The following is a 25,480-nucleotide window of genomic DNA, read 5'->3' on the forward strand; positions in this document are numbered from 1 at the left end:
CGCGCAGTGCTTGTACCAGATTACTTGCGTCCGGTGGTCCGCTTCGCCACACCCTCGGACCACGGTTTAGGCTTGCGCCCGTGTCGATTTATGCCGCCTACGGTTCCAACATGCATCCCGAGCAGATGTTGTTGCGCTGCCCACACTCGCCCATGTCCGGGACAGGGTGGCTGCGAGGCTGGCGCCTGACCTTCAGCGGCGAGGACCTCGGCTGGGAGGGGGCTCTCGCCACCGTGGTCGAAGACCCCGACTCCAGTGTTTTCGTGGTCCTCTACGACGTCCCGGAAGAGGACGAAGTGAGTCTGGACCGCTGGGAAGGTGCCGAACTGGGACTGCACCGCAAGATCCGAGTGCGTGTCGACACGGCGGGCGACGCGGTACTGGCGTGGCTCTACGTCATGGACGCGTACGAAGGTGGACTACCGTCGGCCCGCTACATCGGCGTGATGGCCGACGCGGCCGAAATCGCCGGAGCGCCGGCCGAGTATGTACGAGAGTTGCGGACGCGAAACAGCCGCAACGTCGGTCCGGGTAACGGAGTGACCGACTAGAGCGCTCGCCTGCTCACAGCAGCAGGAAATACGCGAGTACTGCCAGTGCTGCGAGTACGACCACAATCGTCAGGCCGACGAGAATACGCTTCGAACCGCGCGACTCCGATTCGCCTGAGACAACTGCAGTTTCCGGCTCGGCTGTTGCCACCCCGGCTACGGTTTCAGCCGCCACCTTCTCGCGTCCCAGGGTGTCGAACACCTCGGTGACGTCGTGTGAAGGCGGCAATCCGATCGGCACGATCGTGTGCGACGTCGAGGTGAATCCGGCAGCGAGGATCGCGGCCCCCAGCGCGGCGGACTGCTCGGGTCCTGGACCGAGTTCACATCGGACACCGAGCTTTTCGGCGATACCGGCAGCTATGGACATCATGGCTGCTTTGTCTGTCGCCGGCTCCCCGTCACCGGTGACGACGACGGCGTCCAGGTTCTCCGGCATCCAACCGAATGCACCCAGTGCCGTCGCGAGGCGTGAACTCGGCGAACTCCCGTCGCCCGCAAAGCCGAACGCGCGGCCGGCCGCGACACCAGAACGCACCAGCGTAACTGCTGCCCCGGTGTCGTCTACGTGATAAATGCCGATGAGCGTGCCGGCGAGCGCTGCGATTTCCGACTCGAACCACGCCGACACAGCCTCGGCATCCGAGACGAGTGTGACCCGTTCGAGGCCCGCGTAGACCAGGGAGTCCTTCATGAGGGCAGCAGTGGACGAGTCCCAGCGCGACGGGTACGTGGCGACGATGTCGGGGGCTCCCCCGCTCCGCCCACCACGATCGGGCAGCGGTTCGCATTCCTGCAACAGACAGCGAATCGAGGTCGCCACCAAATCCTCGGCGCGGTAACGAGTATCGGCCGTTCCAGCGACGCCGCTCGGGTCCCCGACGCGGCCGACAAAGCCTGACCAACTCTCGGCGAACTCACGGCCGGCGCCCAGTTGCTCGGTGCCGCCGAGCACCGTCGTTCCATCCTTGCGTTGATTGAGGATCGTGTCCCTGACCAATACCACCGGATCGGCCGACCCCGGATCGTTCGACGCAACGACAGCCGTCGACACCAATGTGCCGATTCGCACTCCCACACCTATGGACATGCCCGTACCTTCACTCGAACGACACGAAAAACGGTACCCCCGACGGGAACCGGAACTATCCCAGAACCAGGCTCGTCAAAACCTTCACACCGACGCCGAGTGCACGCTCGTCGAGATCGAAAGTCGGTTGGTGGATGTCGAGCTGATCGCCTTCACCAGACCACACACCGAGCCGCGCCATGGCACCCGGCACAGTCTCGAGATACCACGAAAAGTCTTCGCCACCACCGGATTGCGGGGTGTCGGCCAAAGCATCCTGTCCGACGGTCGCGATGGCGTCCTCGAACATCCGAGTGGACACCTCGTCGTTGACGACCGGTGGCACTCCGCGACGATAGTTGAGTTGGTAGCGAACTCCGGTGGGTGCGAGCAGTCCGTGGACGATTTCTTCCACGAGCGGTTCGAGCAACTCCCACGTGTCGTGATCGCCGGTACGGACCGTGCCCGTCATCATGCCGGTCTGCGGAATCGCGTTGGGCGCCTGACCTGCACTGACCGCGCCCCACACCATGACGGTGCCGGTGCGCGGATCGATACGGCGGCTGAGCATTCCCGGCAGCCCGGTCACGACTGTGCCGAGTGCGTAGATGAGATCCGTGGTCAGGTGCGGCCTCGACGTGTGCCCACCCGGAGAATCGAGGACGACCTCGATCGTGTCGGCAGCCGAGGTGATCGCGCCCAGACGCATACCTACCTGGCCTGCCTCCAGTCGCGGATCGCAGTGCAGAGCAAAGATTCTGGATACGCCGTCGAGCGCACCCGCGGCAATGACGTCGAGTGCGCCGCCCGGCATGACTTCCTCGGCGGGCTGAAAGATCAGCCGAACCCCGACGGGAAGTTCGGGCAACGTGGCCAGAGCCAATCCGGCGCCGAGCAGGATGGTGGTGTGGGCGTCGTGGCCGCAGGCATGGGACACACCGGGGACCGTGGACGAGTACGTCGCTCCGGTCGCCTCCTGCATAGGCAGTGCGTCCATGTCGGCGCGAAGTCCGATTCGTGGACCATCCGGTCCGATGTCGCACGTGAGACCGGTGCCACCGGGAAGGATCTTCGGTGACAGCCCAGCGGCAGTGAGGCGGGTGGCGACGAATTCGGTGGTCGCGTACTCGCGGCGAGCCAACTCCGGGTTGGCATGGATGTGTCGACGCCACGCGACGAGGTCGTCGGTGTGCGCGTGAATCCACGTATCGATTGCCGCGTTCACCGGCGATCTACCCCTTCCAACAGACGGGCGCGTTGTTCTGGATCGGACGCTACCCGGACAGCAGTGCGGGCCAACGCAATTGCACCGTCGACTACCGCTCGATCTGCGGAGGAGGTGATACACGCAGCCGCGAACTCCGGCTGATGTGTCACTGCCCCCGATGAATCCAAGCCTATGACCGGGTGAATTCCCGGAATCACATTGGTCACATTACCCATATCCGTACTACCCAGTGGACGGGAGCGCTCCCATTCCGCTGCCAGTGGCACCCGTCCGAGATCGACGATCTGTTCACGGTACGCCGCAGCCAGCCACGGGTCGGGGGTCAACTCGGTGTAAGTAGGCGATACCGTGCGGATTTCGTGGGTGCACCCGGTGCCGAGCGCTCCAGATGCGAAGCAGGCGTCGGCACGCTCGGACAGATTGGCCAACGACGCGGCCGTTTCGGCACGCAGGTAGTAGAGCAATTCGGACCGAGCCGGAACGATGTTGGGAGCCGTGCCGCCGTCACTGACGATTCCGTGAATCTGCTGACCTGGCTGCAGGTGCTGACGCAACAGACCGACCGCCACCTGCGCGAGCGTCGCCGCATCGGCGGCATTGCGACCGAATTCCGGCGCAGCAGACGCGTGCGCCTCGCGACCGTGATAGCTCACGGCGATGTCCGCCAAGGCCAGCGAGGTGGCACCGATGATGTCGATCGGTCCGGGGTGAACCATCATGGCCGCGCCGACGCCGTCGAATGCACCACGCTCGAGCATCAAGACCTTGCCGCCACCGGTTTCCTCCGCCGGAGTACCGATCACTCGGACGGTGATCCCCAGTTCATCGGCGACGGTAGCCAACGCGATGCCGGCCCCGACCGCGGCGGCGGCAATGATGTTGTGCCCACAGGCATGACCGATCTCGGGCAGCGCGTCGTACTCGGCGCAGATCGCGATGACCAGTTCTCCGCTGCCGTAGGTGGCATCGAAGGCCGTCGGCAGGTCGACGATCCCGTCGGTGACCGCGAAACCGTGCTGCGCCAGCAGGTCCGACACTTTGGCAGCGCTGCGGAACTCCTCGAAGGCGAGTTCCGGGTCGCTGTGAATCGAATGCGACAGCGCAATCAGATCGGCCTCTACGGACCTGACTGCGCTGTCGACATTCTGGTTCACGCGATCATTGTCTCACCCGAAGGAGAAGTTGCTCTTGTCAGTCACCTGAGCGAGGTCCGCAAGAGCATCGCGGTGGATGCCTGCCTTGATTCCCGCCAAGTTCTTGCCGTGAGTCGACGTCAGTGCGGACGCCTTGGCCACTGCTGCGGCGAGTACTCCCTCGCCGTCGACCGTTTCCTGCACGATGCCGGCAGCAAGCGCGTCGGCACCGCCGAAGCGACGCCCTGTCGTCATGGCGTCGACTGCCGTCTGCTTGGGCAGACGACTGTTCAACAGCGCGGACATCCCGACTGTGAACGGCATGTTCAGTCCGACCTCGGGGAGGCAGTAGAAGCCGCGGTCCGCGCGCATGATCTGGAAGTCGTGCGAGGAGGCGAGCATCGCACCGGCGCCGAATGCGTGCCCCTGCACGGCCGCGACCGTGGCCATCGGGAAGGTCAGCAAACGGCTGTAGATGGTGTGGACCTTGTCGAGGTAACCGGGCAGACCGTCGAGATTGCCGAAGATCCACGTCGTGTCCAGGCCGTTCGTGTAGAACTTGCCCGTCGCCGTCGTTACCAGGGCCGCCGGCCCCTCGTGCGCTTCGACCTCGTCCAACTTGCTGTGAACAGCGTCGATCCACTCGGGACCGAAGCGGTTCTCGTTGTCCGTTTCGCCCTCGTTGCCGAGGTACAGGATGAATACGTCGCCGTCGCGTTCGAGATAAGGCATGGATGGGAGAGTAACGCCCGCCAACTCACCCGGCGAACCGACCCGACTCCTCAGTAGGGTTGCTCACATGGGAACGATCGCCGAGGCCGCCGCCGCTGCTCTGTCCGCCATGACTGGCTCTTCGTCACCGTCAGTCGCCATCGTGCTCGGGTCGGGGTGGACCGATGCCGCAGACGTCTTCGGTGACGCCGGTGCGGACGTGACAGCTGAAGTCTCGATGGCGGATCTGCCTGGCTTCGCCCCACCGTCCGCCCTCGGCCATGCGGGCACCATTCGTTCGGTGCGCGTCGCAAACACAGAAGTCCTGCTGCTGCTCGGGCGCGCGCATGCGTACGAGGGTCACGATCTCGCCACCGTCGTCCACCCGGTGCGGACAGCCATTGCTGCCGGCGCCGACACGGTCATTCTCACCAATGCGGCCGGCGGTATCCGCGAGGACTACGCAGTGGGGCAACCGGTGCTGATCAGTGACCACCTGAATCTGACGGCCCGCTCCCCCCTCGTCGGCGCGGAGTTCGTCGACCTGGTCGACGCCTACTCGCCCGAGCTGCGCGCGCTGGCTCGCTCGATCGACCCGGGCCTTGCCGAGGGCGTCTACGCCGGCCTTCCCGGACCGCACTACGAGACTCCGGCCGAGATTCGAATGCTTCGTACGCTCGGCGCCGATCTGGTCGGCATGTCGACGGTTCACGAGACCATCGCGGCCCGCGCGCTCGGCGCCCGGGTGCTCGGCATCTCGATGGTCACCAATCTGGCCGCCGGAATCACGGGCGCCCCGCTCGATCACCAGGAAGTGCTGGCGGCAGGCAAAGCATCGGCGGCCCGGATGGGAGTGCTGCTGCGCCAACTGGTCGAACAGCTGTGACACCACAGAACGTCACCGAGTGGATCGACGCCGATCCGGACCCCGTCACTCGCGCAGAACTAGCAGCACTCTCGGAACATGAACTGGCCGAACGATTTTCCGCACCACTGGCGTTCGGCACTGCTGGCCTCCGCGGGCCAGTGCGCGGCGGCCCCAACGGCATGAACCTCGCGGTCGTCATCCGAACCACGGCCGGTCTGGCGGCCTGGCTGACAGCTCGCTGCCAGGGCGGGTCCCGCATCGTCGTCGGCCGCGACGCCCGGCGCGGTTCCGAGGAATTCGCTCTCGCTGCCGCCGAGGTCATGGCGGCGGCCGGGTTCGAGGTGACCCTGCTCCCCCGCCCACTGCCGACGCCCCTTGTGGCGTTCGCGGTGCGCAGGCTCGGGGCAGCGGCAGGTATCCAGATCACCGCCTCCCACAATCCTGCCGCCGACAACGGCTACAAGGTGTACCTGTCGGGTGGGGCGCAACTCGTCTCCCCCGCCGATCGTGAAATCGAGAGCGAGATCGCCCGCGTCGGTGGTGCTGCCGACGTCCCTCGAGTCTCGGTGATTCCAGCTGACGAATCGCTGGTCGAGGCATACATCGCCCGCGTCGCGACCCTTCCCCACGGTAGCTCCCGCTCGGCCCGAATTGCGCTCACGGCGATGCATGGCGTCGGCGGCGAAACTGCGATATCAGCTCTGCGAGCAGCAGGATTCGAGGACCTGCACGTCGTGGCGGAGCAGTTCGATCCCGACCCCACGTTCCCGACCGTCGACTTCCCCAACCCCGAAGAGCCCGGCGCGGCCGACCGCCTGCTCGCACTGGCCCGAAGAGTCGACGCTGATCTGGCGATCGCACTCGACCCGGATGCCGACCGCTGCGCCGTCGGAGTTCGCGACGGTGATCAGTGGCGCATGTTGCGCGGCGACGAGACCGGGGTGCTCCTGGCCGACCACGTGCTGAGCACGGCGCCCGAAGATTCGTTGGTGGCGACGACGATCGTCTCCTCGACTCTGCTCTCGAAGTTGGCGAAAGCTCGCGGAGCGAGGTTTGCGCAGACACTCACCGGGTTCAAGTGGCTCACGCGCGCCGGCGACGGACTGGTTTACGCCTACGAGGAAGCGATCGGGCACTGCGTCGATCCGGATGTGGTGCGAGACAAGGACGGAATCTCGGCTGCCGTACTGGTGGCCGACTTGGCTGCCACCCTCACGGACAGCAACCGAACCCTGTTGGACGTGCTGGACGACTATGCCGTCGAATTCGGACTGCATCGCGGGGACCAAGTGTCCCGCCGCGTCGAGGATTCGAGCGACATCGCGGACATGATGAAACGACTGCGCGCCGATCCGCCTGGCCGACTCGCGGGCGAGCCGGTCACGATCGAGGACTTGGCCGAAGTTCGCGGCGGTATGCGCACCGACGCAGTGATGTTCGACGGACCGTCGATCCGCGTGGTCGTTCGACCGTCCGGAACCGAGCCCAAGCTCAAGTGTTATCTCGAAGTTGTCGTCCCGGTCGCGAACCGCGGCGACCTCGCGACCGCCCACGAGGCGGCGAAGGCCCGGCTGGCCGAACTCCGAACCTTCGCCCTTTCGCTCTAGCGGGGTCCGAACTGCCGATCGCCGGCGTCACCGAGACCGGGGACGATGAAAGCGTTCTCGTCGAGTCCGTCGTCGATGCTCGCGATGACCAGACGAACCGGGTGGCCGGACGCTGCCAACGCATCGACACCGGCCGGAGCGGCCACAACGCACACTGCCGTGACATCGGTCGCGCCACGCGCAACCAGCAAGTCGATGGTGTGCACCATCGAACCACCGGTGGCGAGCATCGGATCGAGCACGAACACGGGGATACCGGACAGATCCGCCGGCAAGGATTCGAGGTACGGAACCGGCTGATGCGTCTCTTCGTCTCGTGCCATTCCGACGAAGCCGACGCCGGCCGACGGAATCAGCGCACTCGCCTGTTCGACCATCCCCAGACCGGCCCGCAGCACGGGGACGAGCAACGGCGGCTTCGCGAGCCGGATGCCCGTCGTCGCAGCTACCGGGGTGTCGACCGGGAACTCCTCGACCTCCGCGTCACGCATGGCCTCGTAGACCAGCATGTGCGTGAGCCTGCGAAGTGCGGAACGAAAAGTCGCGTTCTCACTGCGTGCGTCACGCATTGTGGTCAAGAGGGCCGCCGCGAGCGGATGGTCGACTACGTGCGTTTGCATGACCATCAGAATAGTTCCTCGGGAACCGGGGCACCCCGCGCGGCGTCCAAGAAGGAGTAAGCGCAACGGGGGGAAGACAAGTTGACAAATCTGGATCTGGACACCGAAAGCATCGCGGAGTTCGCTGCGCGGTTGGGCACTGTGGCCGACAACGTCGCCCAAGCGCGACAGGACGCGGCGGGCGGCGATCACCTGGCTCTGGCCGCTGTTCTGGGGCTGATCGGCAGCGACTTCATCGGTGTCGCGGGCCGGGCACAACAAGCGCACATCGACGACATCGATCGACTGTCCGCTGTGATTTCCAGTGTCCAGTCGGCCACCCGCGACGCCCACGCCACCTATCTCGACTCCGAGGAATCGGTACGAACGACTCTCGCTGAGGCTGGACGCTCATGATCGACGTCGACGCTCTCGCACGACCGATCATCGATTTGGTCGACACCGTCGGGACCGGTGTTCCCAGCGCCGGTGGACCCGACGCCGGTATCCGAATCGCTTCGGACGTCCTCGAGATCGCATACCGATTGGGAAGCGCTGCTCTGAGCGAACTCGCGTCCTCGCAGAGTTCGTCGACTGCACTCACTGCGGCGGTGACCACAACCGAGCAGACGCAGGCGTCGACGCGAAATCTCGCCGATCGTGGGAGCGACATCGCCGGTGTCGTGGACGAAGCGACAACATCGGTGTCCGCGGGAATGACCGAACTCGGTGAGATTCTTCAGTCCTTTCTTTCCCTCGCGATCAAGGCCGGACCGACGCTCATGACGCCGACAGGGCAATTGATGTTGCTGTCGGCCGCGTTGGAGCACCTCGGACGCGCGGTATCGGTAATCGAGCGGGTACGCGGTGAGCTGTCCGGGTCGACCGAGAAGATGTCCGCGCTGATCCCACCCGTCCCGATACCCGAACCCGCGCCTGGCGCATCCGGTTCTGCGAGTGGTTCCGGTGCCACAGGTGTTTCCGGTGCCACAGGTGGCTCCGGTTCCACAGGCGGAGTAGAGGTTGAACTTCCCGACGGATCGACAGCCACCGCACCGAACGCCGAGGCCGCTGCCGCCGTACGCAACGCACTCACTCAACAGGGTGTCCCCTACGCCTGGGGAGGGACGACACCCGGAGTCGGCCTGGACTGCAGCGGGTTGACGCAATGGGCGTACGGCCAGGCCGGAGTCGACATTCCGAGGTTGGCACAGGAACAGGGAATCGGGAACCAGATCGATCAGAACAATCTGATGCCGGGCGACCTCGCGGTCTGGGACGGCCACGTCGCGATGGTGATCGGCGGCGGCCAGATGATCGAGGCCGGCGATCCCGTCGAGGTAAGCGCCATCCGAACCACGAACAGCGGCATGGGCTTTCACGGCTTCTACCGTCCGACGGAATGACAGGAAACATGTCCGAGAACATGCGTGAATCACCGCCGATCATCACAGCCGTCGCCGTCAACCGATCTGGAACCATCGCAGTCCGCGCCACCGAGCACGCCGTTCCCGTGGACCTGCGGATCAGCCAGGACGAACTGCGGTACGGCGGGGAACGGTTGGCGCAACAGATACTCACGCTGTGCTCGAAAGCGGCCGTCGAAGCCGGCGCCCTCCATCGTGTGGAGCTCGAGGCGACCGGCGTTCCGGCGGCGATTCTCGATCGACTCGGTCTCGCGACCCGAGACGAACTGGCCGATGTCGACGCCGCCGAGGATCAGAGCCTTCCGTCGAGCTGGATGCGTTCGCTGTGAACGAGATGGATCGAATCATGGAGCTGGCGAAACACCGGACCGGACTCTTGCAGGACGCCGTCGACGGGGTCAACGCTCTGCGGGTAGTCGTCTCGAGCGAGGGTGGGATAGTCACGGCAACTGTCGACGGGCTGGGCGCTCTGGTCGACCTACGGGTAACCGACGCAATCACCGCGATGAATTCTCGCACGGTGGCCGCATTGACGGTGGCAACCATTCACCAGGCAGTTCAACAGTCAAACGACGAACGAGAGCGACTGGTCAGTGAGCTCCGAGTGGCACTGAAACAAACGTGACGAACCCCCGCTATGCCTTTCGCTCTGCGGTGGATAGGCTTCCGCCCATGGCTGGAGACATCGTCCCTATCGAAATCGGACTCACCGACGGAGACCTCGTCACTTTGTGGGCTCCCCGCTGGCGCGAGGGCGACGACGAGTGGGAAGCGTTTCTCGGCCATGAGGAAGACCTGTACGGGTTCTCCTCCGTCGCAGAACTCGCGGCCTTCATCCGAACGGATTCCGACAACGATCTGGTCGAGCATCCGGCGTGGGCCGTCGTTTCCGGACTGTCGGCAGCCGAGCTCGAACCGGAGGAGAACTTCACCTTCGACTTCGTCGGCGTGCCCGAACTGGCCGCAGGCGACCCTGAGGCACTGGTGGTCTCGGAACTCGAAGACACCCTGAACATGGCTCGCAACATCGGTGAGGTGTGCGAACTCGACGCAGTCATCCGCTTCTTCAGCGGCCATCCGGTACTCGGAGCACTTGCCACCGGAGCCGGCACCTTCGAAGGCCGCGAAGGCCTCGAGCTGTGGGATCAGGTCGGCGCTGCGATCGTCAAGGACTGGGACGCCGTGCTCGACGCCATCGACAAGGTGGTCACCTCCCCGAAGGTCGATGCAGCTGCCGTGGCGGTCGCCGAAGCCGAACTGCTCGCTGCCGCCGAGAACACCGTCGATGCAGACGATGTCGCCGAAGAGGGCGAGGACGAGGAATTCGACGAAGACGACCTCGACGAGGACGAAGACGACGTCGAGACTTTCTGGGGCGAGGTCGGCGTCGACCCGATCCGCATCATCACCTCGGCCGAGACGTTCTACACTCTGCGCTGCTACATGGGTGATCAGGCGATCTTCCTCGGCAAGGACGGACTGATCACCGTCTTCCGTAGCGAGCGCGCACTCGCTCGGTACCTCGCCGACAACCACGAACACGATCTCTCGCAGGTCAGCACGTACGGCGAAATTCAGAATGCTGCCGTCGACGGTTCTCTCGAAATCGAAGTCACGGACGAGAACGTCTACGTCCTGCCCGGCATCGCCGACGATCTCGCCCAGGGCCCCGACGTCGTCGACGCCGAGCAACTGGAACTCGCCGTCGAATTGTTCACCGATGCAGCTGATTTCGCCGACGACGACTCCACCGAGGAAATTCTGTCCGCATCGAACGAGCTGGGCTGGTACGTCTCGTACCTCCTCAACCCCGATCCGTCGCGGATGGCTCCGAGCGCACCGTTCACGAAGGAATCCGAGACCTGGCGCGAACTCGAGCGTGAGTTCGAGGCTCGGCTGCGGCCCGAGTAGACCGGTGACCGGCCTCTAGCCGATGAGCACGGCGTAGCCCGGCTTGATCACGTCGTCGATCAACGCTAGGCGCTCGTCGAACGGGATGAAGGCCGACTTCATCGCGTTGATGGTGAAACGTTCCAGATCGGTCCAGCCGTAACCGAAGGTCTCGACCAGCGCTGCCATTTCCCGACTCATGGTGGTATCGCTCATCAGTCTGTTGTCGGTGTTGACGGTCACGCGGAAGCGCAAGTCCGCCAACAGTCCGAACGGATGGTCGGCCAGCGCAGCCACGGCTCCGGTCTGCACGTTCGAACTCGGGCACAGTTCGAGGGGAATGCGCATGTCACGGACGTAGTTCGCGAGTCGACCCAACTCTGCCCCATCTCGGCCGTTCACGTCGATGTCGTCGACGATCCGCACGCCGTGCCCCAACCGGTCCGCTCCGCAGAAGGCGATGGCTTCGTGGATCGACGGCAATCCGAAGGCCTCGCCCGCGTGGATCGTGAAGTGAGCGTTTGCATCACGCATGTATTCGAATGCGTCGAGGTGCCGGCTCGGCGGGTTTCCGGCCTCGGCACCGGCGATGTCGAAACCGACCACCCCGCGGTCCCGGAATCGTACGGCGAGTTCGGCGATCTCTCGTGACCGGGCGGCATGCCTCATCGCCGTCAGGAGACACCCGATTCGGATCTCCCGTCCCGCGACCCTGGCCGCGGATTCGCCGGCTCGGAAACCTTCGAGCACGTGCTCGACGACCTCGTCCAAGGTCAGGCCCTGTTCCAGGTGCTGCTCGGGCGCAAATCGGATTTCGGCGTAGACGACGTTGTCGTCGGCCAGGTCCTCGGCACACTCACGCGCTACCCGTGCGAGCCCTTCCGGGGTCTGCATCACGGCGACGGTGTGCGCGAAAGTCTCGAGGTAGAGCTCGAGCGATCCACTGTCGGCGGCAGTCCGGAACCATTGCGCCAGTTCGGATGCCGAATTCGCCGGAAGTCCGTCGTATCCACACTGCTCGGCCAGTTCGAGAACGGTCTCGGGCCGGAGTCCTCCGTCAAGGTGGTCGTGGAGTAGAACTTTGGGCGCGCTGCGGATCGTGGTCAACTCCGGTGCGTTCATTCGCCAACGCTAACGCGAATCACCCACAATTCGCTCGATGAGCAGCGGGCGCGCAACGGTGTCGGATTCCGTCCCGATCGACCAGCCACCGCCGAGGCTTCGACGCGCAGCGTCGAATCTCTCAGGTGTGTCGGTATGCAGTGTCATCAGCTTCTGTCCGGCGCGGACCGCGTCGCCAGGCTTTGCGTGCAGCTCGACGCCGGCACCGGCCTGCACGGCTTCACCCTGCCGTTCGCGTCCGGCTCCCAGTTTCCAGGCTGCGACGCCCACCGCCATGGCGTCGAGTCGAGTCAGGATGCCGTCTCGGTCCGCGGTGACGACGTCGCTGTGCCTGGCCACCGGCAGTGCTGCGTGCGGGTCCCCACCTTGGGCGGCGATCATCGCGCGCCACCGGTCCATGGCCGTGCCGTCGGCCAGTTTGTCTGCTGGGTCGATCCCGTCGATCCCAGCCGCGGACAGCATCTCCCGAGCCAGGACCAGGGTCAGCTCGACGACGTCCGAGGGCCCGCCGCCGGCCAGCACCTCGACGGATTCACGTACCTCGAGAGCGTTGCCCGCTGTCAATCCCAGCGGGGTGTCCATCCCGGTGATGAGAGCACTGGTACGCACGCCGGCGTCGTTGCCCAGCTCGACCATCGTGCGTGCCAACTCTCGCGCGTCGCCGAGGTCTTTCATGAACGCTCCGGAACCGACTTTGACGTCGAGCACCAGGGCGCCGGTTCCCTCGGCAATCTTCTTGCTCATGATCGAACTTGCGATCAGCGGAATGGATTCCACCGTTCCCGTCACGTCGCGCAGCGCGTAGAGCTTCTTGTCGGCGGGGGCCAGGTTCGCTCCGGCAGCACAGATCACGGCGCCGATTTTCGGGTCCGCGAGAATGTCGACCATCTCCGTCGCCGTGAGGTCGGCTCGCCAACCCGGAATGGACTCGAGCTTGTCGAGAGTTCCACCGGTATGACCGAGTCCGCGTCCCGACAACTGCGGGACTGCAAGACCACACGCAGCGACGAGGGGCGCGAGCGGAAGGGTGATCTTGTCCCCCACGCCACCGGTCGAATGCTTGTCGACGGTGGGCAGCGGCAAGTCCGAAAAGTCCATCCTCCCGCCGGATTCGATCATCGCCTCGGTCCATCGACCGGTCTCCGCCCGCGACATTCCGCGGAAATAGATCGCCATCGCGAGCGCCGACATCTGTTCGTCGCCGACGACCCCCTGCGTGAACGCCTGAACTATCCAGTCGATCTCGGTTCCCGACAGCTCGCGACCGTCACGCTTGGCGCCGATGATGGAAACTGCGTCAAACATGGCGGAGCCCTTCTGCTTGTTCCGGCCCGAAAGCATCGGGCAACAGTTCGCTCAGCGGCCTGAAACCACTGCTCGTGTCGACCAGCATCTCACCCCCGCCGTGTTCGAGAAGAAGCTGTCTACACCGGCCGCAGGGCATCAGAATCGACCCCTTCGCGTCGCAGCACGTGAAGGCCACCAGCCGCCCACCCCCGGAGGCCGCCAAGTTACCGACGAGTCCACACTCGGCACACAGGCTCAAACCGTATGAGACATTTTCCACATTGCATCCTGAGACGATTCGGCCATCGTCTACCAGGGCAGCTGCACCCACCGCATATCCCGAGTACGGCGCGTATGCCCTCCGCATGACCACTTGCGCGTTGTGCCGCAACAACTTCCAGTCGATGTCACCCATGGTTCGATATCCAATCACGCTGACTGAATGGATGCAGAAACCACGCCGTAACCGTCTCGCAGAGATTGGAAAGGCAAACCTTACAAAGAGTTTGGTACGCGTACGAATCCCGCATCTGATTAGTTCCCGGTTTCACATAGGTTTAGAGTCTGAGTCAAGTCGGTTCAGGATCCCGTCGAGCCCGGGCTGAGGTACATCGAAGCTCTCTGCAGGCTCGACGCGTCCACCAATGACGTTGGAGGCACAGCACTCGATGAGTACTACGACTGAAGCCGCTCCTCAGAAGGAGCGCACGAGGTCGCTTTACCGGGGCGACCCCGGAATGTGGTCCTGGGTTCTACACCGGATCACAGGCGTCGCTACTTTCTTCTTCCTATTCGTACACGTTCTCGATACGGCACTCGTCCGGGTCAATCCCGATACGTACGACGCCGTCATCGACACGTACAAGAACCCCGTCGTCGGCCTCATGGAGATCGGCCTCGTCGGCGTAGTCCTCTACCACGCCCTCAACGGCGTGCGCGTGATGTTGGTGGACTTCTGGTCGAAGGGCCCGAAGTACCAGCGCGTCATGCTCTGGACCATTCTGACGATCTGGTTCCTGGTGATGATCCCGGGCGCCGGACGCATCCTCATCAACATGTTTGCGGAGCACTGACATGGCGACTACTCACGGACCCGAAGCCAAGAGCTTGGGCACCTCATACGACCGTCCCGCAAGCCTGGACAACCCGCGGTCCCCGCGCGCGAAGGCTCGGAACAACTTCGAGTTGTACGCATGGCTGTTCATGCGCTTCTCCGGCGTCGCCCTGATCGTTCTGGTCCTGGGCCACATGTTCATCATGCTGATGCTCGACGGTGGCGTTCACCGTTTGAACTTCGCATTCGTCGCAGGTCGCTGGTCCAGCCCGTTCTGGCAGTTCTGGGATCTGACGATGTTGTGGCTGGCACAGCTGCACGGCGGTAACGGTCTGCGCACGGTCATCGCGGACTACTCCCGCAAGGACTCCACGCGCTTCTGGCTGACCACGATCCTCGTTCTCTCGATGATCCTGATCATGGGCCTGGGCACGTACGTCATCTTCACCTTCGACCCCAATATCTCGGCGAGCTAGGGGAGCACAGACTTCATGCAGGAACATCGTTATGACGTGGTCATCGTCGGCGCCGGTGGCGCAGGCATGCGTGCGGCGATCGAAGCCGGCCCCCGTGCCCGCACGGCCGTACTGACCAAGCTCTACCCCACCCGCAGCCACACCGGCGCGGCCCAGGGCGGCATGTGTGCCGCACTGGCGAACGTGGAGGAAGACAACTGGGAGTGGCACACCTTCGACACCGTCAAGGGCGGCGACTACCTCGCCGACCAGGACGCCGTCGAGATCATGGCCAAAGAGGCCATCGATGCGGTGCTCGACCTCGAGAAGATGGGTCTGCCGTTCAACCGCACGCCCGAAGGCAAGATCGACCAGCGTCGATTCGGTGGCCACACCCGTGACCACGGCAAGGCACCCGTCCGCCGTGCGTGTTACGCAGCCGACCGCACCGGTCACATGATCCTGCAGACGCTCTACCAGAACTGCGTCAAGCACGACGTCGAGTTCTTCAACGAGTTCTACGCGCTCGACATCGCCATCACCGAGACCGAGGACGGCCCGGTTGCCACCGGCGTCATCTGCTACGAGCTCTCGACCGGCGAGCTGCACATCTTCCACGCCAAGTCGATCGTCTTCGCGACCGGCGGCTCGGGACGCATGTACAAGACGACGTCCAACGCGCACACTCTCACCGGTGACGGCATGGGCATCATCTTCCGCAAGGGCCTGCCCCTCGAGGACATGGAGTTCCACCAGTTCCACCCGACAGGACTCGCCGGCCTCGGCATCCTGATCTCGGAAGCCGTCCGTGGTGAAGGTGGCATTCTCCGTAATGCCGACGGTGAACGCTTCATGGAGCGTTACGCCCCCACCATCAAGGACCTCGCTCCCCGTGACATCGTGGCGCGCTCGATGGTCCTCGAGGTTCTCGAAGGCCGCGGCGCCGGCCCGAACAAGGACTACGTCTACATCGACGTGACCCACATCCCCGAGGAAGTTCTCGACGAGAAGCTCCCCGACATCATGGAGTTCTCGCGCACCTACCTCGGCGTGGACCCCGTCAAGGAGCCCGTGCCCGTCTACCCGACGTGCCACTACGTCATGGGCGGTATCCCCACCAAGATCAACGGTGAGGTGCTGCGCAACAACGACGAGATCGTCAAGGGCTTGTACGCCGCCGGCGAATGCGCCTGCGTCTCCGTACACGGTGCAAACCGTCTCGGTACCAACTCGCTCCTCGACATCAACGTGTTCGGTCGTCGCGCCGGCATCGCTGCCGCCGAGTACGCGAACTCCACCGAGTTCGTCGACATGCCGGAAACCCCGGCTGCAATGGTCGAAGACTGGGTCGGCGTCATCCTGTCCGATCACGGCCACGAGCGCGTTGCGGACATCCGGACCGAGCTGCAGCAGTCGATGGACAACAACGCTTCCGTCTTCCGCACCGAAGAGCGCCTCACCCAGGCACTCAAGGATGTGCGTGCTCTCAAGGAGCGCTACAACCACATCACGGTCCAGGACAAGGGCAAGCGCTACAACAGCGACCTGCTCGAGGCCATCGAGCTGGGCTTCCTCCTCGAAATGGCAGAGGTCACCGTCGTCGGCGCCCTCAACCGCAAGGAATCGCGCGGCGGCCACGCTCGCGAGGACTTCCCGGATCGCAACGACGCCGAGTACATGAAGCACACGATGGCGTACAAGGAGGGTGACGGCCTGCTCTCCGACATCCGTCTGGACTACAAGCCGGTGATCCAGACCCGCTACGAGCCGATGGAGCGTAAGTACTGATGTCTGCGCCTGCTGTAGATGCACCCAAACTCCCCGCTGTTCCCGAGGGGGCCGTCATGGTCACTCTCAAGATCGCGCGGATGAACCCTGAATCGGGCGAGGGCCAGCACTGGGACAGTTTCCAGGTCCCGGCACTGCCCACCGACCGTCTGCTCAACCTGCTGCTGTACGTGAAGGGCTACCTCGACGGCACCCTCACGTTCCGTCGCAGCTGCGCACACGGTGTCTGTGGATCGGACGCGATGCGGATCAACGGTGTGAACCGTCTGGCCTGCAAGCTGCTGATGAAGGACATGCTGCCCAAGGACGGCAAGCCGGTCACCATCACGGTCGAGCCCATCAAGGGCCTGCCCGTCGAGAAGGACCTGGTTGTCGACATGGAGCCCTTCTTCGACGCATTCCGCGCCGTGAAGCCGTTCCTCATCACCAGTGGCAACGAGCCCACTCGTGAGCGCATCCAGAGCCAGCACGACCGTGCTCGTTTCGACGACACGACGAAGTGCATCCTCTGCGCATGCTGCACCACATCGTGCCCCGTGTACTGGAGCGACGGCAGCTACTTCGGTCCCGCTGCCATCGTGAACGCACACCGGTTCATCTTCGACAGCCGTGACGAGGCCGCTTCCGAGCGTCTCGACATCCTGAACGACAAGGACGGCGTGTGGCGTTGCCGCACCACGTTCAACTGCACCGACGCGTGCCCCCGTGGCATCCAGGTGACGAAGGCAATTCAGGAAGTCAAGCGAGCGCTGCTCTTCGCTCGGTAGTCGGGCCTTCGGCCCTGTGCGCGGTTAGGGAGTCTCCGGACTCCTTAACCGCGCACAGCTATGTCGGGGGCATGTTGAGCGGTGTCACGACCTGAACCGGTGACGTCGTAAAGCCGAAGTGAGCGCCCATGGCGCCGTGTTCGTTCATGACCACCTGACAGGCAGTGCGAACATCCGCCCGCAGATCGTGGTGGAGCACCGCCGATATTCGCCTCTCCCCCAGCAGCTTTCGGTTGTCTCCGTCGAGATCGTGGGCGACGAAGACACTGCACTCCCGGTTCAGTTCTTCGAACGCGTCGACCGTGGCCACGTTGCCGCCACCGATCGAATAGACGGCCCGGATCTGTGGATCGGATTCGAGTGCCGCTCGCACCAGTTTCCTACTCGTCTGATCCAGTCCGTCGCTGTTCGGAATGTCGATCAGCCGTCGATGCGGAGCCGAGACGCGCATGGCGGAGCGGAATCCCATCTCCCGTTCTTCCTCCCCGCGAAAGAATCCGCTACTCATGCTCACCAGCACGTTGCCGTCCCGATCCCCCAGCCACTGATCTATCAAGTACGCGGCGGTGGCTCCGGCGGCCCGGTTGTCGATGCCGATGTAGGCGGCTCGCCTGCTGCCGGCAACGTCGGTCACCAACGTGACGACCGGAATCTTTGCCGCCACCAACCGGTCGATCGCCGCCACGACTTCCGGAGTGTCGGGAGCCTTGACGATGACTCCGTGGGAGCCGCGCCGGCGAATCTTGTCGAGCGTCGACGTCATCGCTTCTACCGAACCGGTTTCACGAAAGTGGAACCGAGACCGCACCACTGCGGGCGCAAGGGTCGGCAGTTCGGCCTCGAGCGCGTCACGGACGGCGTCGGAAAACCGTGCGGGAGTTTGCAACACGACGTCGACGATGAACGTGCGGCCGACCAATTTCAATTGCGAGCGTTGGCGTTCCAGGTCCGTGATCGCCTGGCGAACCTCCGATCGTGTGCCCTCACGAACTCCAGGACGGTCGTTGAGCACCCGGTCGACGGTGGCCTCACTCAGGCCAGACTGCTGGGCAATCTCCCGCACTTTGAATCGATGCGCCACAACTACCTCACAATGATGGATATTTGATGGTTTTTCGCTGTTGCTCGAGGTCTTCGTCACAGCCAGACTAAACCCATGACTTCACCGCCGGGCGTAACCAGGCCCGCACTCCTGACCGACACCGTCCTGCTGGTCAGTGGCGGCTCCCAAGGCGTCGGTGCCGGCGTCGTGCGCGCCGCAGTCCGTGAGGGCGCTCAGGTGGCTTTCACCGGCCGACGCCCGGACGTCGGAACAGCGCTCGAGGCAGAACTACCGGGAACCCACTTCATCGAAGCCGATGTGGCACAGACGGATTCCGCACTCGCCAGCGTGGCCGAGACGATCTCTCACTTCGGCCGTGTGGATGCTCTGGTCAATTCCGCCGGGCTCACCTCCCGCGGAACTCTGCTCGACACCACCGAGGAACTCTTCGACCAGCACATCGCGGTGAACCTTCGCGGTCCGTTCTTCACGATGCAGGCCGCCGTCAAGGACATGCGTGAGCGTGCGGTTGCGGGGTCCATCGTCAACATCATCTCCACGTCCGAACTCGGCGGCCAGCCGTATCTCGCGCCGTACGTGGCAGCGAAGGCCGGGCTGGCGGGACTGACGCGCAACGCCGCCCACGCGCATCGCTGGGATCGGATCCGGATCAACGGTCTCGACATCGGGTGGACACAGACCGAGGGAGAAGACCTCACACAGAGGGCTTTTCACGACGCGGGCGACGACTGGCAGGAACGCGCGGGCAGCACCCTTCCCATGGGCAAGCTCGGCCAGGTCGACGAAATCGCCGACTTCGTCTTGTTCCTGCTCTCCGATCGGAGCGGAGTCGTGACGGGTTCGATCATCGACTGGGACCAGAACGTCTTCGGAGGGCTGGACTGATGGGCGCTCGCATCGGAGTCGTCGGACTCGGAAGAATCGGCAGCTACCACGCCCGAAACTTGCTCGCGATGGACGGCGTCGACTCAATGGTTGTCACGGACGTCGACGCACGTCGAACCTCGGACGTGGCAACCGAACTCGATGTGGAGTCCGCTGCCGATCCCGACGCGCTTTTCGCCTCGGGAGTCGACGGCATACTGGTGGCCGCGTCGTCGAGTTCGCACGCCGAGCTGATCGAAGCCGCTGTTCGCCGTGGAATCCCGACGTTCTGCGAAAAGCCCGTCGCCGATTCCATCGAATCTTCTGTTCGTGTACTCGAAGCCGTCGAGCTGACGTCGGTACCGGTCCAGATCGGATTTCAGCGCCGGTTCGACCCGTCATTCGTGGCGGCGTACGACGCAGTTCGATCCGGCGAACTCGGTTGGATACACACTCTCCGATCGACGACCCTCGATCCCGCTCCCCCGCCGATCTCGTACATCGAACACTCCGGCGGCATCTTCCGCGACTGCTCGATCCACGATTTCGACATCGTCCGGTGGGTCAGCGGCCGCGAAGTCACCACGGTTTTTGCGACTGGTTCGAATCAGGGCGACCGGGCGATCGCCGAGACCGGTGACGTCGATACCGCCGCAACGGTTCTCACTTTCGAAGGCGGAACCATCGCGGTCGTGTCGAACACCCGCTACAACGGTCGCGGGCACGACTGCCGGCTCGAAGTCCTCGGCTCGAGAGACTCCGTCGCTGCGGGACTCGACGACCGTTTGCCACTCCGCTCGCTCGACCCCGGAATCTCGTTTCCCGCGAAGGCGCCGTACACGTTCTTCATGGACCGCTTCACCTCCGCCTACCGTGCGGAACTCGAAGCATTCCTCGACGTAATCGCCGGGCGTCGGGAATCACCCTGTACCCCCGCGGATGCAGTCGAGTCGGCCTGGATCTCCGAAGCTGCAACGCACTCTCTGCGCGAGGGTCGGCCCGTCACGATCACCGAAGTCAAAGATCTGTTCCTTCACGACAAGAATGAGGCACACACATGAACACTCCCCGCATCGCCGGCGCACCGATCTCCTGGGGTGTGTGCGAAGTCCCGGGCTGGGGCTACCAACTCGACCCAGCGCAGGTTCTCCGCGAAATGCGCGAAGTCGGTCTGGCGGCAACGGAAATCGGACCGGAGGGCTTTCTGCCGACAGCACCCGCCGAGATGGCCAGAGTTCTCGCGGATCACGATCTGAGCGCAGTCGGCGGGTTTGCACCGGTTCTACTGCATGATCACGAACATGATCCGGTGCCCGGCATCTCCCCCATCCTCGACGGTTTTGTCGCCTCAGGCGCCGAAGTTCTGGTCCTGGCTGCCGCGACGGGCTCCGACGGCTACGATTCACGTCCGGAACTAGGCGAGCAGAGTTGGAAAACCCTGCTGCACAATCTCGATCGCCTCGCTGACGCCGCGGCCGAGCGTGGCATTCGGGCGGTCGTCCACCCTCACGTCGGAACGATGATCGAGCAACGCGACGAGGTCCTTCGAGTACTCGACGGCTCGGCCATCCCACTGTGCCTCGACACCGGCCATCTGTTGATCGGCGGCACCGATCCCGTCGACCTGGCACGTCAGGCTCCCGAGCGCGTCACCCACGTACATCTCAAGGACGTCGACGATGCCCTCGCATCACGCGTTCGCAGCGGTGAGCTCACCTACACCGACGGAGTCAAGGCGGGAATGTACCGCCCGCTCGGTGGCGGCGACGTCGACATCGCCGGTGTCACAGCCATATTGCAGCGCCACGGTTTCGACGGGTGGTACGTGCTCGAGCAGGACACCATTTTGACCGAGGCCCCGTCCGACGAGGGACCGGTGCGCGATGTGCGAGCCAGCGTCGAGTATCTGCGGTCGGTTCTGTGACGGTCACTCCGCTGCGAATCGGCATTCTGGGAGCGTCACGCATCGCCGAGAACGCGATGATCAAACCTGCAACGGCCACTGGGCACCGCCTGGTGGCCGTTGCCGCACGCAGCCCCGAGCGGGCCGAAGCCTATGCGGAACAACATGGAATCGAACGGGTTGTCGGTTCGTACGCCGAGCTGATCTCGGATCCGGAGGTGGACATCGTCTACAACGCGCTGCCCAACAGCCTGCACGGGCCGTGGAATCTCGCCGCCGTTCAGGCCGGCAAGCACGTGCTGACGGAGAAACCGTTTTCGAGCAACGCGGTGGAAGCGCGTGCTGTAGCCGACGCAGCATGCGTGAGCGGAGTGACGCTGCTCGAGGGGTTCCACTACCTCTTTCATCCGGTGAACCGGCGCCTGTTGGATGTGGTTCGGAGCGGCACAGTCGGCGCGGTCACTCGGGTGGAAACCGTACTGCGGATGCCCAAACCATCCGAGAACGACCCGCGGTGGGAGCTCGCCTTGGCAGGCGGGTCACTGATGGACTTGGGCTGCTACGGATTACATGCATCCCGAACGCTGGGTGACGCATGCGGCGGTGCACCGAGTGTCACCGAGACGCGCCACGAGGAACATGCTCCGGGGGTCGATTCGTGGTTCGACATCGAACTCGAGTATCCCGGCGGCGCCACGGCATCCGTTGTGACAACGATGTTGGACGAGCAGTACCACTTCACCTTCCGGGTCTTCGGAACCAACGGAGACGTCCTGGTGCACAACTTCCTCCAACCGGACGTCGACGACCGTGTCTCTGTCACGGCGAGTGGGCGCACGAGCGTCGAGCATCTGGGTACGAAGTCGTCGTACACCTACCAACTCGAGGCGTTGGCCGATCATCTGTCCGGGGTCTCAACGCTACCCATCGGGCCGGCCGACGCCGTAGCCAATATGACGTTGATCGACGAGGCGTACGTGCATTCCGGCCTCGGGGCTCGGCCGACAACCATCATCTGACGAAACGACTGCGGCCTCGGTTCGAGTCGAACCGAGGCTGCAGTCGTAAGGTTTCGATCTAGCGGCGAAGCTCGTGGGTCAGTGTCTCGAGCTCGTCACCGCCCGCCATCTCCTTGGTGAGTTCTTCGAGCGAGATGTCGTCGTATTTGGCGTCGAGTTTCTGACGTCCTCGGTTGAGGAGTACGAAGTGATCTCCGACCATGTAGGCGTGGTGCGGATTGTGCGTGATGAAGATGACGCCGAATCCCTGTTCCTTGGCAGCGGTGATGTAGCGCAACACCATTCCTGACTGCTTGACGCCGAGCGCTGCGGTCGGCTCGTCGAGAATCAGCACACGCGCGCCGAAGAAGATGGCGCGGGCGATGGCAACGCACTGACGCTGTCCGCCCGAGAGGCTGCCGATCGGTGCGTCGACGTCGGGCAGTTCGATGCCCATCTTCGACAGTTCCGAGAGCGTCGTCGCGCGCATGGCGTTGGCGTCGAGTGACTTGATGAGGCCGCCCTTACGAAGTTCCTGGCCGAGGAAGAAGTTGCGCCACACCGGCATCAGCGCGACGACGGCGAGATCCTGATAGACCGTCGCAATGCCTTTGCCGAGGGCTTCTTTCGGAGAGTGGAACGTGGTCGGTTCGCCGTCGACGAGCAGTTCACCTTCGCTCTGCTGGTGCAGTCCGGCGATGATCTTGATCAGCGTGGACTTGCCGGCACCGTTGTCACCGAGCACGCCGGTCACTTCACCCGCGCCGACGCGCAGGTTGATGCCCTTGAGCGCGATGATGTTTCCGTATTGCTTACCGACGTCCTTGAGTTCGATCAGTGGCACGTTGCCGCCCGAGTTCGAGAGAGCGGGAACTTCAGCTGTGGTACTCATGTGTCACCTTTTCGCAGCGTAGTTGCGGAATGCGTTGTTGGCGATGACCGCGAACAGCAGCATGGCGCCGAGGAAGAACTTGAACCAGTCCGGGTTCCAGCCTGCGTAGACGATGCCCTGGTTGGTCATACCGAAGATGAATGCACCGATCGCAGCGCCGATCGCGGTTCCGTAACCACCGGTGAGCAAGCAACCGCCGATGACTGCGGCAATGATGTACAGGAACTCGTTACCGACGCCCTGTCCGGACTGAACGGTGTTGAACGAGAACAGCAGATGCATGCCGACGAACCAGGCGGCAAAACCGACGGTCATGAACAGACCGATCTTGACTGCGGTCACCGGGACACCGATCGCGCGTGCGCTGTCCTGATTGCCGCCGACCGCGAAGATCCAGTTGCCGATCTTGGTCTTGAACAAAACAAACGTGGCGATGGCGGTGAACAGCAGCCACCACACCACCGTGATCCTGACCGACACCCCGAAAACCGAGAACGACGATGCGAATACCTTTTTGGCGGAATCGAATCCGGCCATGTCGGAGACGCTGGGTGTTGCAACCTGACCACTCACGAGCTTGGTAACGGCCAGGTTGATACCGGTCAACATCAAGAACGAACTCAAGGTGATGAGGAAGCTGGGAATCTTCGTCTTCATGACGAGGTAGCCGTTGAAGAATCCGACCGCGAGCGAGACGACCAGCGCCAGAATCGCGCCCACCCACAGATTGAGGTGCAGGTTGTAGGCGATCATCGACGCGGCGAGTGAGGACGTGGTGACTGCGACGCCGGCGGAGAGGTCGAACTCGCCGCCGATCATGAGCAGGGCGACGGCACAAGCCATGATACCGATCGTAGAGCTGGAGTAGAGCACTGTCGCAAGCGCTTCCGGCGTACGGAACGGTGCCGCGACGATACAGAAGAAGATGAAGATGGCGATGGCGCCGACAAGTGAACCCATCTCCGGGCGGAGCAACAGACGCTGAATGCGCTTCTGCTCCTTCACCCGTTCATCGGTGACGACCTTGTGGGCGGCAAGGTCGAGATCTGCCTGAGTGGACATGATTTCCCTTCCGTGCTGGACAGGCGCACGGAGGGGTGGTGTCTCAGCCCTCCGTGCGCCCGGATCAGCGAGTTCCGTTCTTGGCGTACTCGGCGACCGAGTCGATGTTGGTGTTGTCGATGAACGCGGGTCCGGTCAGGGTCGGCAAGCCGCCACCGATCACGTTGCCGTTGTTGAGGTAAAGCCACAGCGAATCGATGGCGAGATAGCCCTGCAGGAAGGGTTGCTGGTCCACTGCCCACTGCACGTCACCCGATTTGATGGCGTCGACGAGCGCCGCGTTGGTGTCGAAGGTGACGACCTTCGCCTTGCTGCCCGCGTTGCCGACCGACGTCACGGACGTCAAGGCAAACGGCGCACCGAGCGCGAGAACTCGATCGATTGCCGGGTCCTGTTGAAGTTTCGCGGTGATCGTCGACTCCACCGACGGCATGTCCTTGCCGTTGACGTTGAGAATCTCCGTCGTTCCCTTGAACGACTTCTTCACACCGGCACAACGTGATTCGAGGCTCACGTTGCCTTGCTCCTGAATGACGCACAGCACCTTGGTGGCGCCTTCGGTGTTGAGTCGTTCGCCGGCAGCTTCACCGGCAATCGACTCGTCCTGACCGAAGTACTCCTTGACGCCCATGTCCTTCCAGGTTTCGAGGCCCGAATTGAGGGCGACCACCGGAATGCCTGCGGCAGTCGCACTTTGGACCGCAGCAACCATGGCGTCAGGCTTCGCGAGGGTGACGGCGATCCCGTCGACCTTGCTGTCGATCGCGCTCTGAACCAGGTTCGCCTGGTTCGGCGCCTCTGGATCGGCAGAGTACCGAAGTTCGATGTTGTCCTTCGCCGCTGCGGTTTCGGCGCCCTTGCGCACCAGATCCCAGAATGTGTCACCGGGAACTTCGTGGGTGATCATCGCGATGGTGGCGCGGGGCGTGTCCGCCGTACCCGCACCCATTCCGGATCCTGAGGAATCCGGCTTTCCACCGGTACTCGAACAGGCGGCCAGACCCAAGACCACGACTGAGGCTCCGGCCAGTACGGCAACGCTCTTGCGTCCCGTGAGAAACGACATGTGAACTCCCTCTCGACATCAACCAACGGCCCGCGAACGGATGGTGCTCGGTTGTATGTGAAAGATGTAATACCCG

The 25,480-nt window shown here is 63.6% G+C and carries 28 protein-coding genes; 16 read left to right on the forward strand and 12 right to left on the reverse strand.

Going from position 1 to position 25,480, the window contains the following annotated elements; translation table 11 throughout:
• Positions 1-80: 80 nt before the first annotated feature.
• Entirely contained in the window at positions 81-551 is a 471-nt protein-coding gene (locus ABWI03_RS14410) for a gamma-glutamylcyclotransferase family protein (protein WP_003940753.1), read from the forward strand.
• A 13-nt stretch (positions 552-564) separates the two neighbouring features.
• Here the strand turns inward: ABWI03_RS14410 and ABWI03_RS14415 are convergent, their stop codons facing one another.
• Genes ABWI03_RS14415 through ABWI03_RS14430 form a run of 4 tightly spaced genes read right to left on the reverse strand, consistent with a single transcriptional unit; the run spans position 565 to position 4,713 of the window.
• The gene (locus tag ABWI03_RS14415; protein WP_200315601.1) at positions 565-1,641 is read right to left on the reverse strand and encodes a hypothetical protein; all 1,077 of its coding nucleotides are present in this window, start codon (positions 1,639-1,641) and stop codon (positions 565-567) included.
• A 55-nt stretch (positions 1,642-1,696) separates the two neighbouring features.
• The gene (locus ABWI03_RS14420) at positions 1,697-2,845 is read right to left on the reverse strand and encodes a M20 family metallopeptidase (RefSeq protein ID WP_298778327.1); all 1,149 of its coding nucleotides are present in this window, start codon (positions 2,843-2,845) and stop codon (positions 1,697-1,699) included.
• Positions 2,842-4,002 (reverse strand): M20 family metallopeptidase, encoded by a 1,161-nt coding sequence (locus ABWI03_RS14425; RefSeq protein ID WP_124566457.1) that lies wholly within the window; start codon positions 4,000-4,002, stop codon positions 2,842-2,844. The genes ABWI03_RS14420 and ABWI03_RS14425 overlap by 4 nt, the downstream gene beginning before the upstream one ends.
• 12 nt (positions 4,003-4,014) lie before the next feature.
• Entirely contained in the window at positions 4,015-4,713 is a 699-nt protein-coding gene (locus tag ABWI03_RS14430; RefSeq protein ID WP_095969025.1) for an enoyl-CoA hydratase-related protein, read from the reverse strand.
• Positions 4,714-4,780: 67 nt separating this feature from the next.
• Between ABWI03_RS14430 and ABWI03_RS14435 the strand changes: the two genes are divergently transcribed.
• Together ABWI03_RS14435 and ABWI03_RS14440 are read left to right on the forward strand one after the other, a co-directional pair.
• Positions 4,781-5,578, forward strand: coding sequence for a purine-nucleoside phosphorylase (locus ABWI03_RS14435; protein ID WP_200315605.1), 798 nt, complete (start codon positions 4,781-4,783; stop codon positions 5,576-5,578).
• Positions 5,575-7,167: a phospho-sugar mutase gene (locus ABWI03_RS14440; RefSeq protein ID WP_166811045.1), complete on the forward strand. Its 1,593-nt coding sequence runs from the start codon at positions 5,575-5,577 to the stop codon at positions 7,165-7,167. Before ABWI03_RS14435 ends, ABWI03_RS14440 begins: the two co-directional genes overlap by 4 nt.
• Here the strand turns inward: ABWI03_RS14440 and upp are convergent.
• On the reverse strand, positions 7,164-7,787 hold the full coding sequence (gene upp, locus ABWI03_RS14445; protein ID WP_007727319.1) for a uracil phosphoribosyltransferase: 624 nt from the start codon (positions 7,785-7,787) through the stop codon (positions 7,164-7,166). The genes ABWI03_RS14440 and upp overlap by 4 nt on opposite strands.
• A gap of 81 nt (positions 7,788-7,868) precedes the next feature.
• Here upp and ABWI03_RS14450 point away from each other — a divergent pair, with 81 nt between their 5' ends.
• The 5 genes from ABWI03_RS14450 to ABWI03_RS14470 are packed head-to-tail and all read left to right on the forward strand — an operon-like array spanning position 7,869 to position 11,104.
• On the forward strand, positions 7,869-8,183 hold the full coding sequence (locus ABWI03_RS14450; protein ID WP_095969022.1) for a type VII secretion target: 315 nt from the start codon (positions 7,869-7,871) through the stop codon (positions 8,181-8,183).
• On the forward strand, positions 8,180-9,172 hold the full coding sequence (locus ABWI03_RS14455; protein ID WP_298778334.1) for a C40 family peptidase: 993 nt from the start codon (positions 8,180-8,182) through the stop codon (positions 9,170-9,172). Before ABWI03_RS14450 ends, ABWI03_RS14455 begins: the two co-directional genes overlap by 4 nt.
• Positions 9,169-9,522 (forward strand): hypothetical protein, encoded by a 354-nt coding sequence (locus tag ABWI03_RS14460; protein WP_387412440.1) that lies wholly within the window; start codon positions 9,169-9,171, stop codon positions 9,520-9,522. The genes ABWI03_RS14455 and ABWI03_RS14460 overlap by 4 nt, the downstream gene beginning before the upstream one ends.
• 5 nt (positions 9,523-9,527) lie before the next feature.
• Positions 9,528-9,818, forward strand: a complete 291-nt coding sequence (locus ABWI03_RS14465; protein ID WP_353798749.1) for a YbaB/EbfC family nucleoid-associated protein — start codon at positions 9,528-9,530, stop codon at positions 9,816-9,818.
• Between the two features lie 47 nt (positions 9,819-9,865).
• Positions 9,866-11,104 carry a SatS C-terminal domain-containing protein gene (locus tag ABWI03_RS14470; protein ID WP_200315613.1) on the forward strand — a complete coding sequence of 413 codons (1,239 nt, stop codon included), beginning with the start codon at positions 9,866-9,868 and terminating at the stop codon, positions 11,102-11,104.
• Between the two features lie 15 nt (positions 11,105-11,119).
• On the opposite strand, the gene ABWI03_RS14475 is transcribed toward ABWI03_RS14470, so the two are convergent.
• From ABWI03_RS14475 to ABWI03_RS14485, 3 genes are read right to left on the reverse strand one after another with little or no spacing between them, the layout of a single operon-like run.
• Positions 11,120-12,205, reverse strand: coding sequence for an adenosine deaminase (locus tag ABWI03_RS14475; protein ID WP_095969018.1), 1,086 nt, complete (start codon positions 12,203-12,205; stop codon positions 11,120-11,122).
• A gap of 9 nt (positions 12,206-12,214) precedes the next feature.
• Positions 12,215-13,510 (reverse strand): thymidine phosphorylase, encoded by a 1,296-nt coding sequence (locus ABWI03_RS14480; RefSeq protein ID WP_298778347.1) that lies wholly within the window; start codon positions 13,508-13,510, stop codon positions 12,215-12,217.
• Entirely contained in the window at positions 13,503-13,907 is a 405-nt protein-coding gene (locus ABWI03_RS14485; protein ID WP_095969016.1) for a cytidine deaminase, read from the reverse strand. The genes ABWI03_RS14480 and ABWI03_RS14485 overlap by 8 nt, the downstream gene beginning before the upstream one ends.
• Positions 13,908-14,160: 253 nt before the next feature.
• Here ABWI03_RS14485 and sdhC point away from each other — a divergent pair, with 253 nt between their 5' ends.
• From sdhC to ABWI03_RS14505, 4 genes are read left to right on the forward strand one after another with little or no spacing between them, the layout of a single operon-like run.
• On the forward strand, positions 14,161-14,565 hold the full coding sequence (gene sdhC, locus ABWI03_RS14490) for a succinate dehydrogenase, cytochrome b556 subunit (RefSeq protein ID WP_185564407.1): 405 nt from the start codon (positions 14,161-14,163) through the stop codon (positions 14,563-14,565).
• 1 nt (position 14,566) lies between these two features.
• Entirely contained in the window at positions 14,567-15,022 is a 456-nt protein-coding gene (locus tag ABWI03_RS14495; RefSeq protein ID WP_003940699.1) for a succinate dehydrogenase hydrophobic membrane anchor subunit, read from the forward strand.
• Between the two features lie 15 nt (positions 15,023-15,037).
• The gene (gene sdhA / locus ABWI03_RS14500) at positions 15,038-16,789 is read left to right on the forward strand and encodes a succinate dehydrogenase flavoprotein subunit (protein WP_003941011.1); all 1,752 of its coding nucleotides are present in this window, start codon (positions 15,038-15,040) and stop codon (positions 16,787-16,789) included.
• Complete coding sequence (locus ABWI03_RS14505) at positions 16,789-17,556, forward strand: succinate dehydrogenase iron-sulfur subunit (RefSeq protein WP_003940925.1); 768 nt, start codon at positions 16,789-16,791, stop codon at positions 17,554-17,556. Before sdhA ends, ABWI03_RS14505 begins: the two co-directional genes overlap by 1 nt.
• 58 nt (positions 17,557-17,614) lie before the next feature.
• Here ABWI03_RS14505 and ABWI03_RS14510 read toward each other — a convergent pair whose 3' ends face one another.
• Positions 17,615-18,637 (reverse strand): LacI family DNA-binding transcriptional regulator, encoded by a 1,023-nt coding sequence (locus ABWI03_RS14510; protein WP_124566465.1) that lies wholly within the window; start codon positions 18,635-18,637, stop codon positions 17,615-17,617.
• 75 nt (positions 18,638-18,712) lie between these two features.
• Between ABWI03_RS14510 and ABWI03_RS14515 the strand changes: the two genes are divergently transcribed.
• From ABWI03_RS14515 to ABWI03_RS14530, 4 genes are read left to right on the forward strand one after another with little or no spacing between them, the layout of a single operon-like run.
• Positions 18,713-19,504 carry an SDR family oxidoreductase gene (locus tag ABWI03_RS14515; RefSeq protein ID WP_298778354.1) on the forward strand — a complete coding sequence of 264 codons (792 nt, stop codon included), beginning with the start codon at positions 18,713-18,715 and terminating at the stop codon, positions 19,502-19,504.
• Entirely contained in the window at positions 19,504-20,544 is a 1,041-nt protein-coding gene (locus tag ABWI03_RS14520) for a Gfo/Idh/MocA family protein (protein WP_298778356.1), read from the forward strand. Before ABWI03_RS14515 ends, ABWI03_RS14520 begins: the two co-directional genes overlap by 1 nt.
• Entirely contained in the window at positions 20,541-21,407 is an 867-nt protein-coding gene (locus tag ABWI03_RS14525) for a TIM barrel protein (RefSeq protein WP_298778359.1), read from the forward strand. The genes ABWI03_RS14520 and ABWI03_RS14525 overlap by 4 nt, the downstream gene beginning before the upstream one ends.
• Positions 21,404-22,405, forward strand: a complete 1,002-nt coding sequence (locus ABWI03_RS14530) for a Gfo/Idh/MocA family protein (RefSeq protein WP_298778362.1) — start codon at positions 21,404-21,406, stop codon at positions 22,403-22,405. Before ABWI03_RS14525 ends, ABWI03_RS14530 begins: the two co-directional genes overlap by 4 nt.
• A gap of 58 nt (positions 22,406-22,463) precedes the next feature.
• Here ABWI03_RS14530 and ABWI03_RS14535 read toward each other — a convergent pair whose 3' ends face one another.
• The 3 genes from ABWI03_RS14535 to ABWI03_RS14545 all read right to left on the reverse strand — a co-directional run bounded on the left by ABWI03_RS14535 (position 22,464) and on the right by ABWI03_RS14545 (position 25,404).
• Entirely contained in the window at positions 22,464-23,276 is an 813-nt protein-coding gene (locus ABWI03_RS14535; protein WP_007727336.1) for an ATP-binding cassette domain-containing protein, read from the reverse strand.
• Positions 23,277-23,279: 3 nt separating this feature from the next.
• The gene (locus ABWI03_RS14540) at positions 23,280-24,338 is read right to left on the reverse strand and encodes an ABC transporter permease (RefSeq protein ID WP_298778366.1); all 1,059 of its coding nucleotides are present in this window, start codon (positions 24,336-24,338) and stop codon (positions 23,280-23,282) included.
• Positions 24,339-24,402: 64 nt separating this feature from the next.
• Positions 24,403-25,404 (reverse strand): substrate-binding domain-containing protein, encoded by a 1,002-nt coding sequence (locus tag ABWI03_RS14545; RefSeq protein ID WP_007727338.1) that lies wholly within the window; start codon positions 25,402-25,404, stop codon positions 24,403-24,405.
• Between the last annotated feature and the right edge of the window lie 76 nt (positions 25,405-25,480).

The sequence above is a fragment of the Rhodococcus baikonurensis genome (assembly GCF_040489275.1).
GTDB classification, from domain to species: Bacteria; Actinomycetota; Actinomycetes; order Mycobacteriales; family Mycobacteriaceae; genus Rhodococcus_F; species Rhodococcus_F baikonurensis.

Coding starts and splice junctions, on each gene's coding strand:
- ABWI03_RS14460 (WP_387412440.1), top strand. CDS start 9,169: ATGACAGGAAACATGTCCGAGAACATGCGTGAATCACCGCCGATCATC.
- sdhC (WP_185564407.1), top strand. CDS start 14,161: ATGAGTACTACGACTGAAGCCGCTCCTCAGAAGGAGCGCACGAGGTCG.
- ABWI03_RS14540 (WP_298778366.1), bottom strand. CDS start 24,338: ATGTCCACTCAGGCAGATCTCGACCTTGCCGCCCACAAGGTCGTCACC.
- ABWI03_RS14430 (WP_095969025.1), bottom strand. CDS start 4,713: ATGCCTTATCTCGAACGCGACGGCGACGTATTCATCCTGTACCTCGGC.
- ABWI03_RS14465 (WP_353798749.1), top strand. CDS start 9,528: ATGGATCGAATCATGGAGCTGGCGAAACACCGGACCGGACTCTTGCAG.
- ABWI03_RS14495 (WP_003940699.1), top strand. CDS start 14,567: ATGGCGACTACTCACGGACCCGAAGCCAAGAGCTTGGGCACCTCATAC.
- ABWI03_RS14455 (WP_298778334.1), top strand. CDS start 8,180: ATGATCGACGTCGACGCTCTCGCACGACCGATCATCGATTTGGTCGAC.
- upp (WP_007727319.1), bottom strand. CDS start 7,787: ATGCAAACGCACGTAGTCGACCATCCGCTCGCGGCGGCCCTCTTGACC.
- ABWI03_RS14535 (WP_007727336.1), bottom strand. CDS start 23,276: ATGAGTACCACAGCTGAAGTTCCCGCTCTCTCGAACTCGGGCGGCAAC.
- ABWI03_RS14485 (WP_095969016.1), bottom strand. CDS start 13,907: ATGGGTGACATCGACTGGAAGTTGTTGCGGCACAACGCGCAAGTGGTC.
- sdhA (WP_003941011.1), top strand. CDS start 15,038: ATGCAGGAACATCGTTATGACGTGGTCATCGTCGGCGCCGGTGGCGCA.
- ABWI03_RS14470 (WP_200315613.1), top strand. CDS start 9,866: ATGGCTGGAGACATCGTCCCTATCGAAATCGGACTCACCGACGGAGAC.
- ABWI03_RS14515 (WP_298778354.1), top strand. CDS start 18,713: ATGACTTCACCGCCGGGCGTAACCAGGCCCGCACTCCTGACCGACACC.
- ABWI03_RS14520 (WP_298778356.1), top strand. CDS start 19,504: ATGGGCGCTCGCATCGGAGTCGTCGGACTCGGAAGAATCGGCAGCTAC.
- ABWI03_RS14505 (WP_003940925.1), top strand. CDS start 16,789: ATGTCTGCGCCTGCTGTAGATGCACCCAAACTCCCCGCTGTTCCCGAG.
- ABWI03_RS14415 (WP_200315601.1), bottom strand. CDS start 1,641: ATGTCCATAGGTGTGGGAGTGCGAATCGGCACATTGGTGTCGACGGCT.
- ABWI03_RS14545 (WP_007727338.1), bottom strand. CDS start 25,404: ATGTCGTTTCTCACGGGACGCAAGAGCGTTGCCGTACTGGCCGGAGCC.
- ABWI03_RS14480 (WP_298778347.1), bottom strand. CDS start 13,510: ATGTTTGACGCAGTTTCCATCATCGGCGCCAAGCGTGACGGTCGCGAG.
- ABWI03_RS14475 (WP_095969018.1), bottom strand. CDS start 12,205: ATGAACGCACCGGAGTTGACCACGATCCGCAGCGCGCCCAAAGTTCTA.
- ABWI03_RS14435 (WP_200315605.1), top strand. CDS start 4,781: ATGGGAACGATCGCCGAGGCCGCCGCCGCTGCTCTGTCCGCCATGACT.
- ABWI03_RS14525 (WP_298778359.1), top strand. CDS start 20,541: ATGAACACTCCCCGCATCGCCGGCGCACCGATCTCCTGGGGTGTGTGC.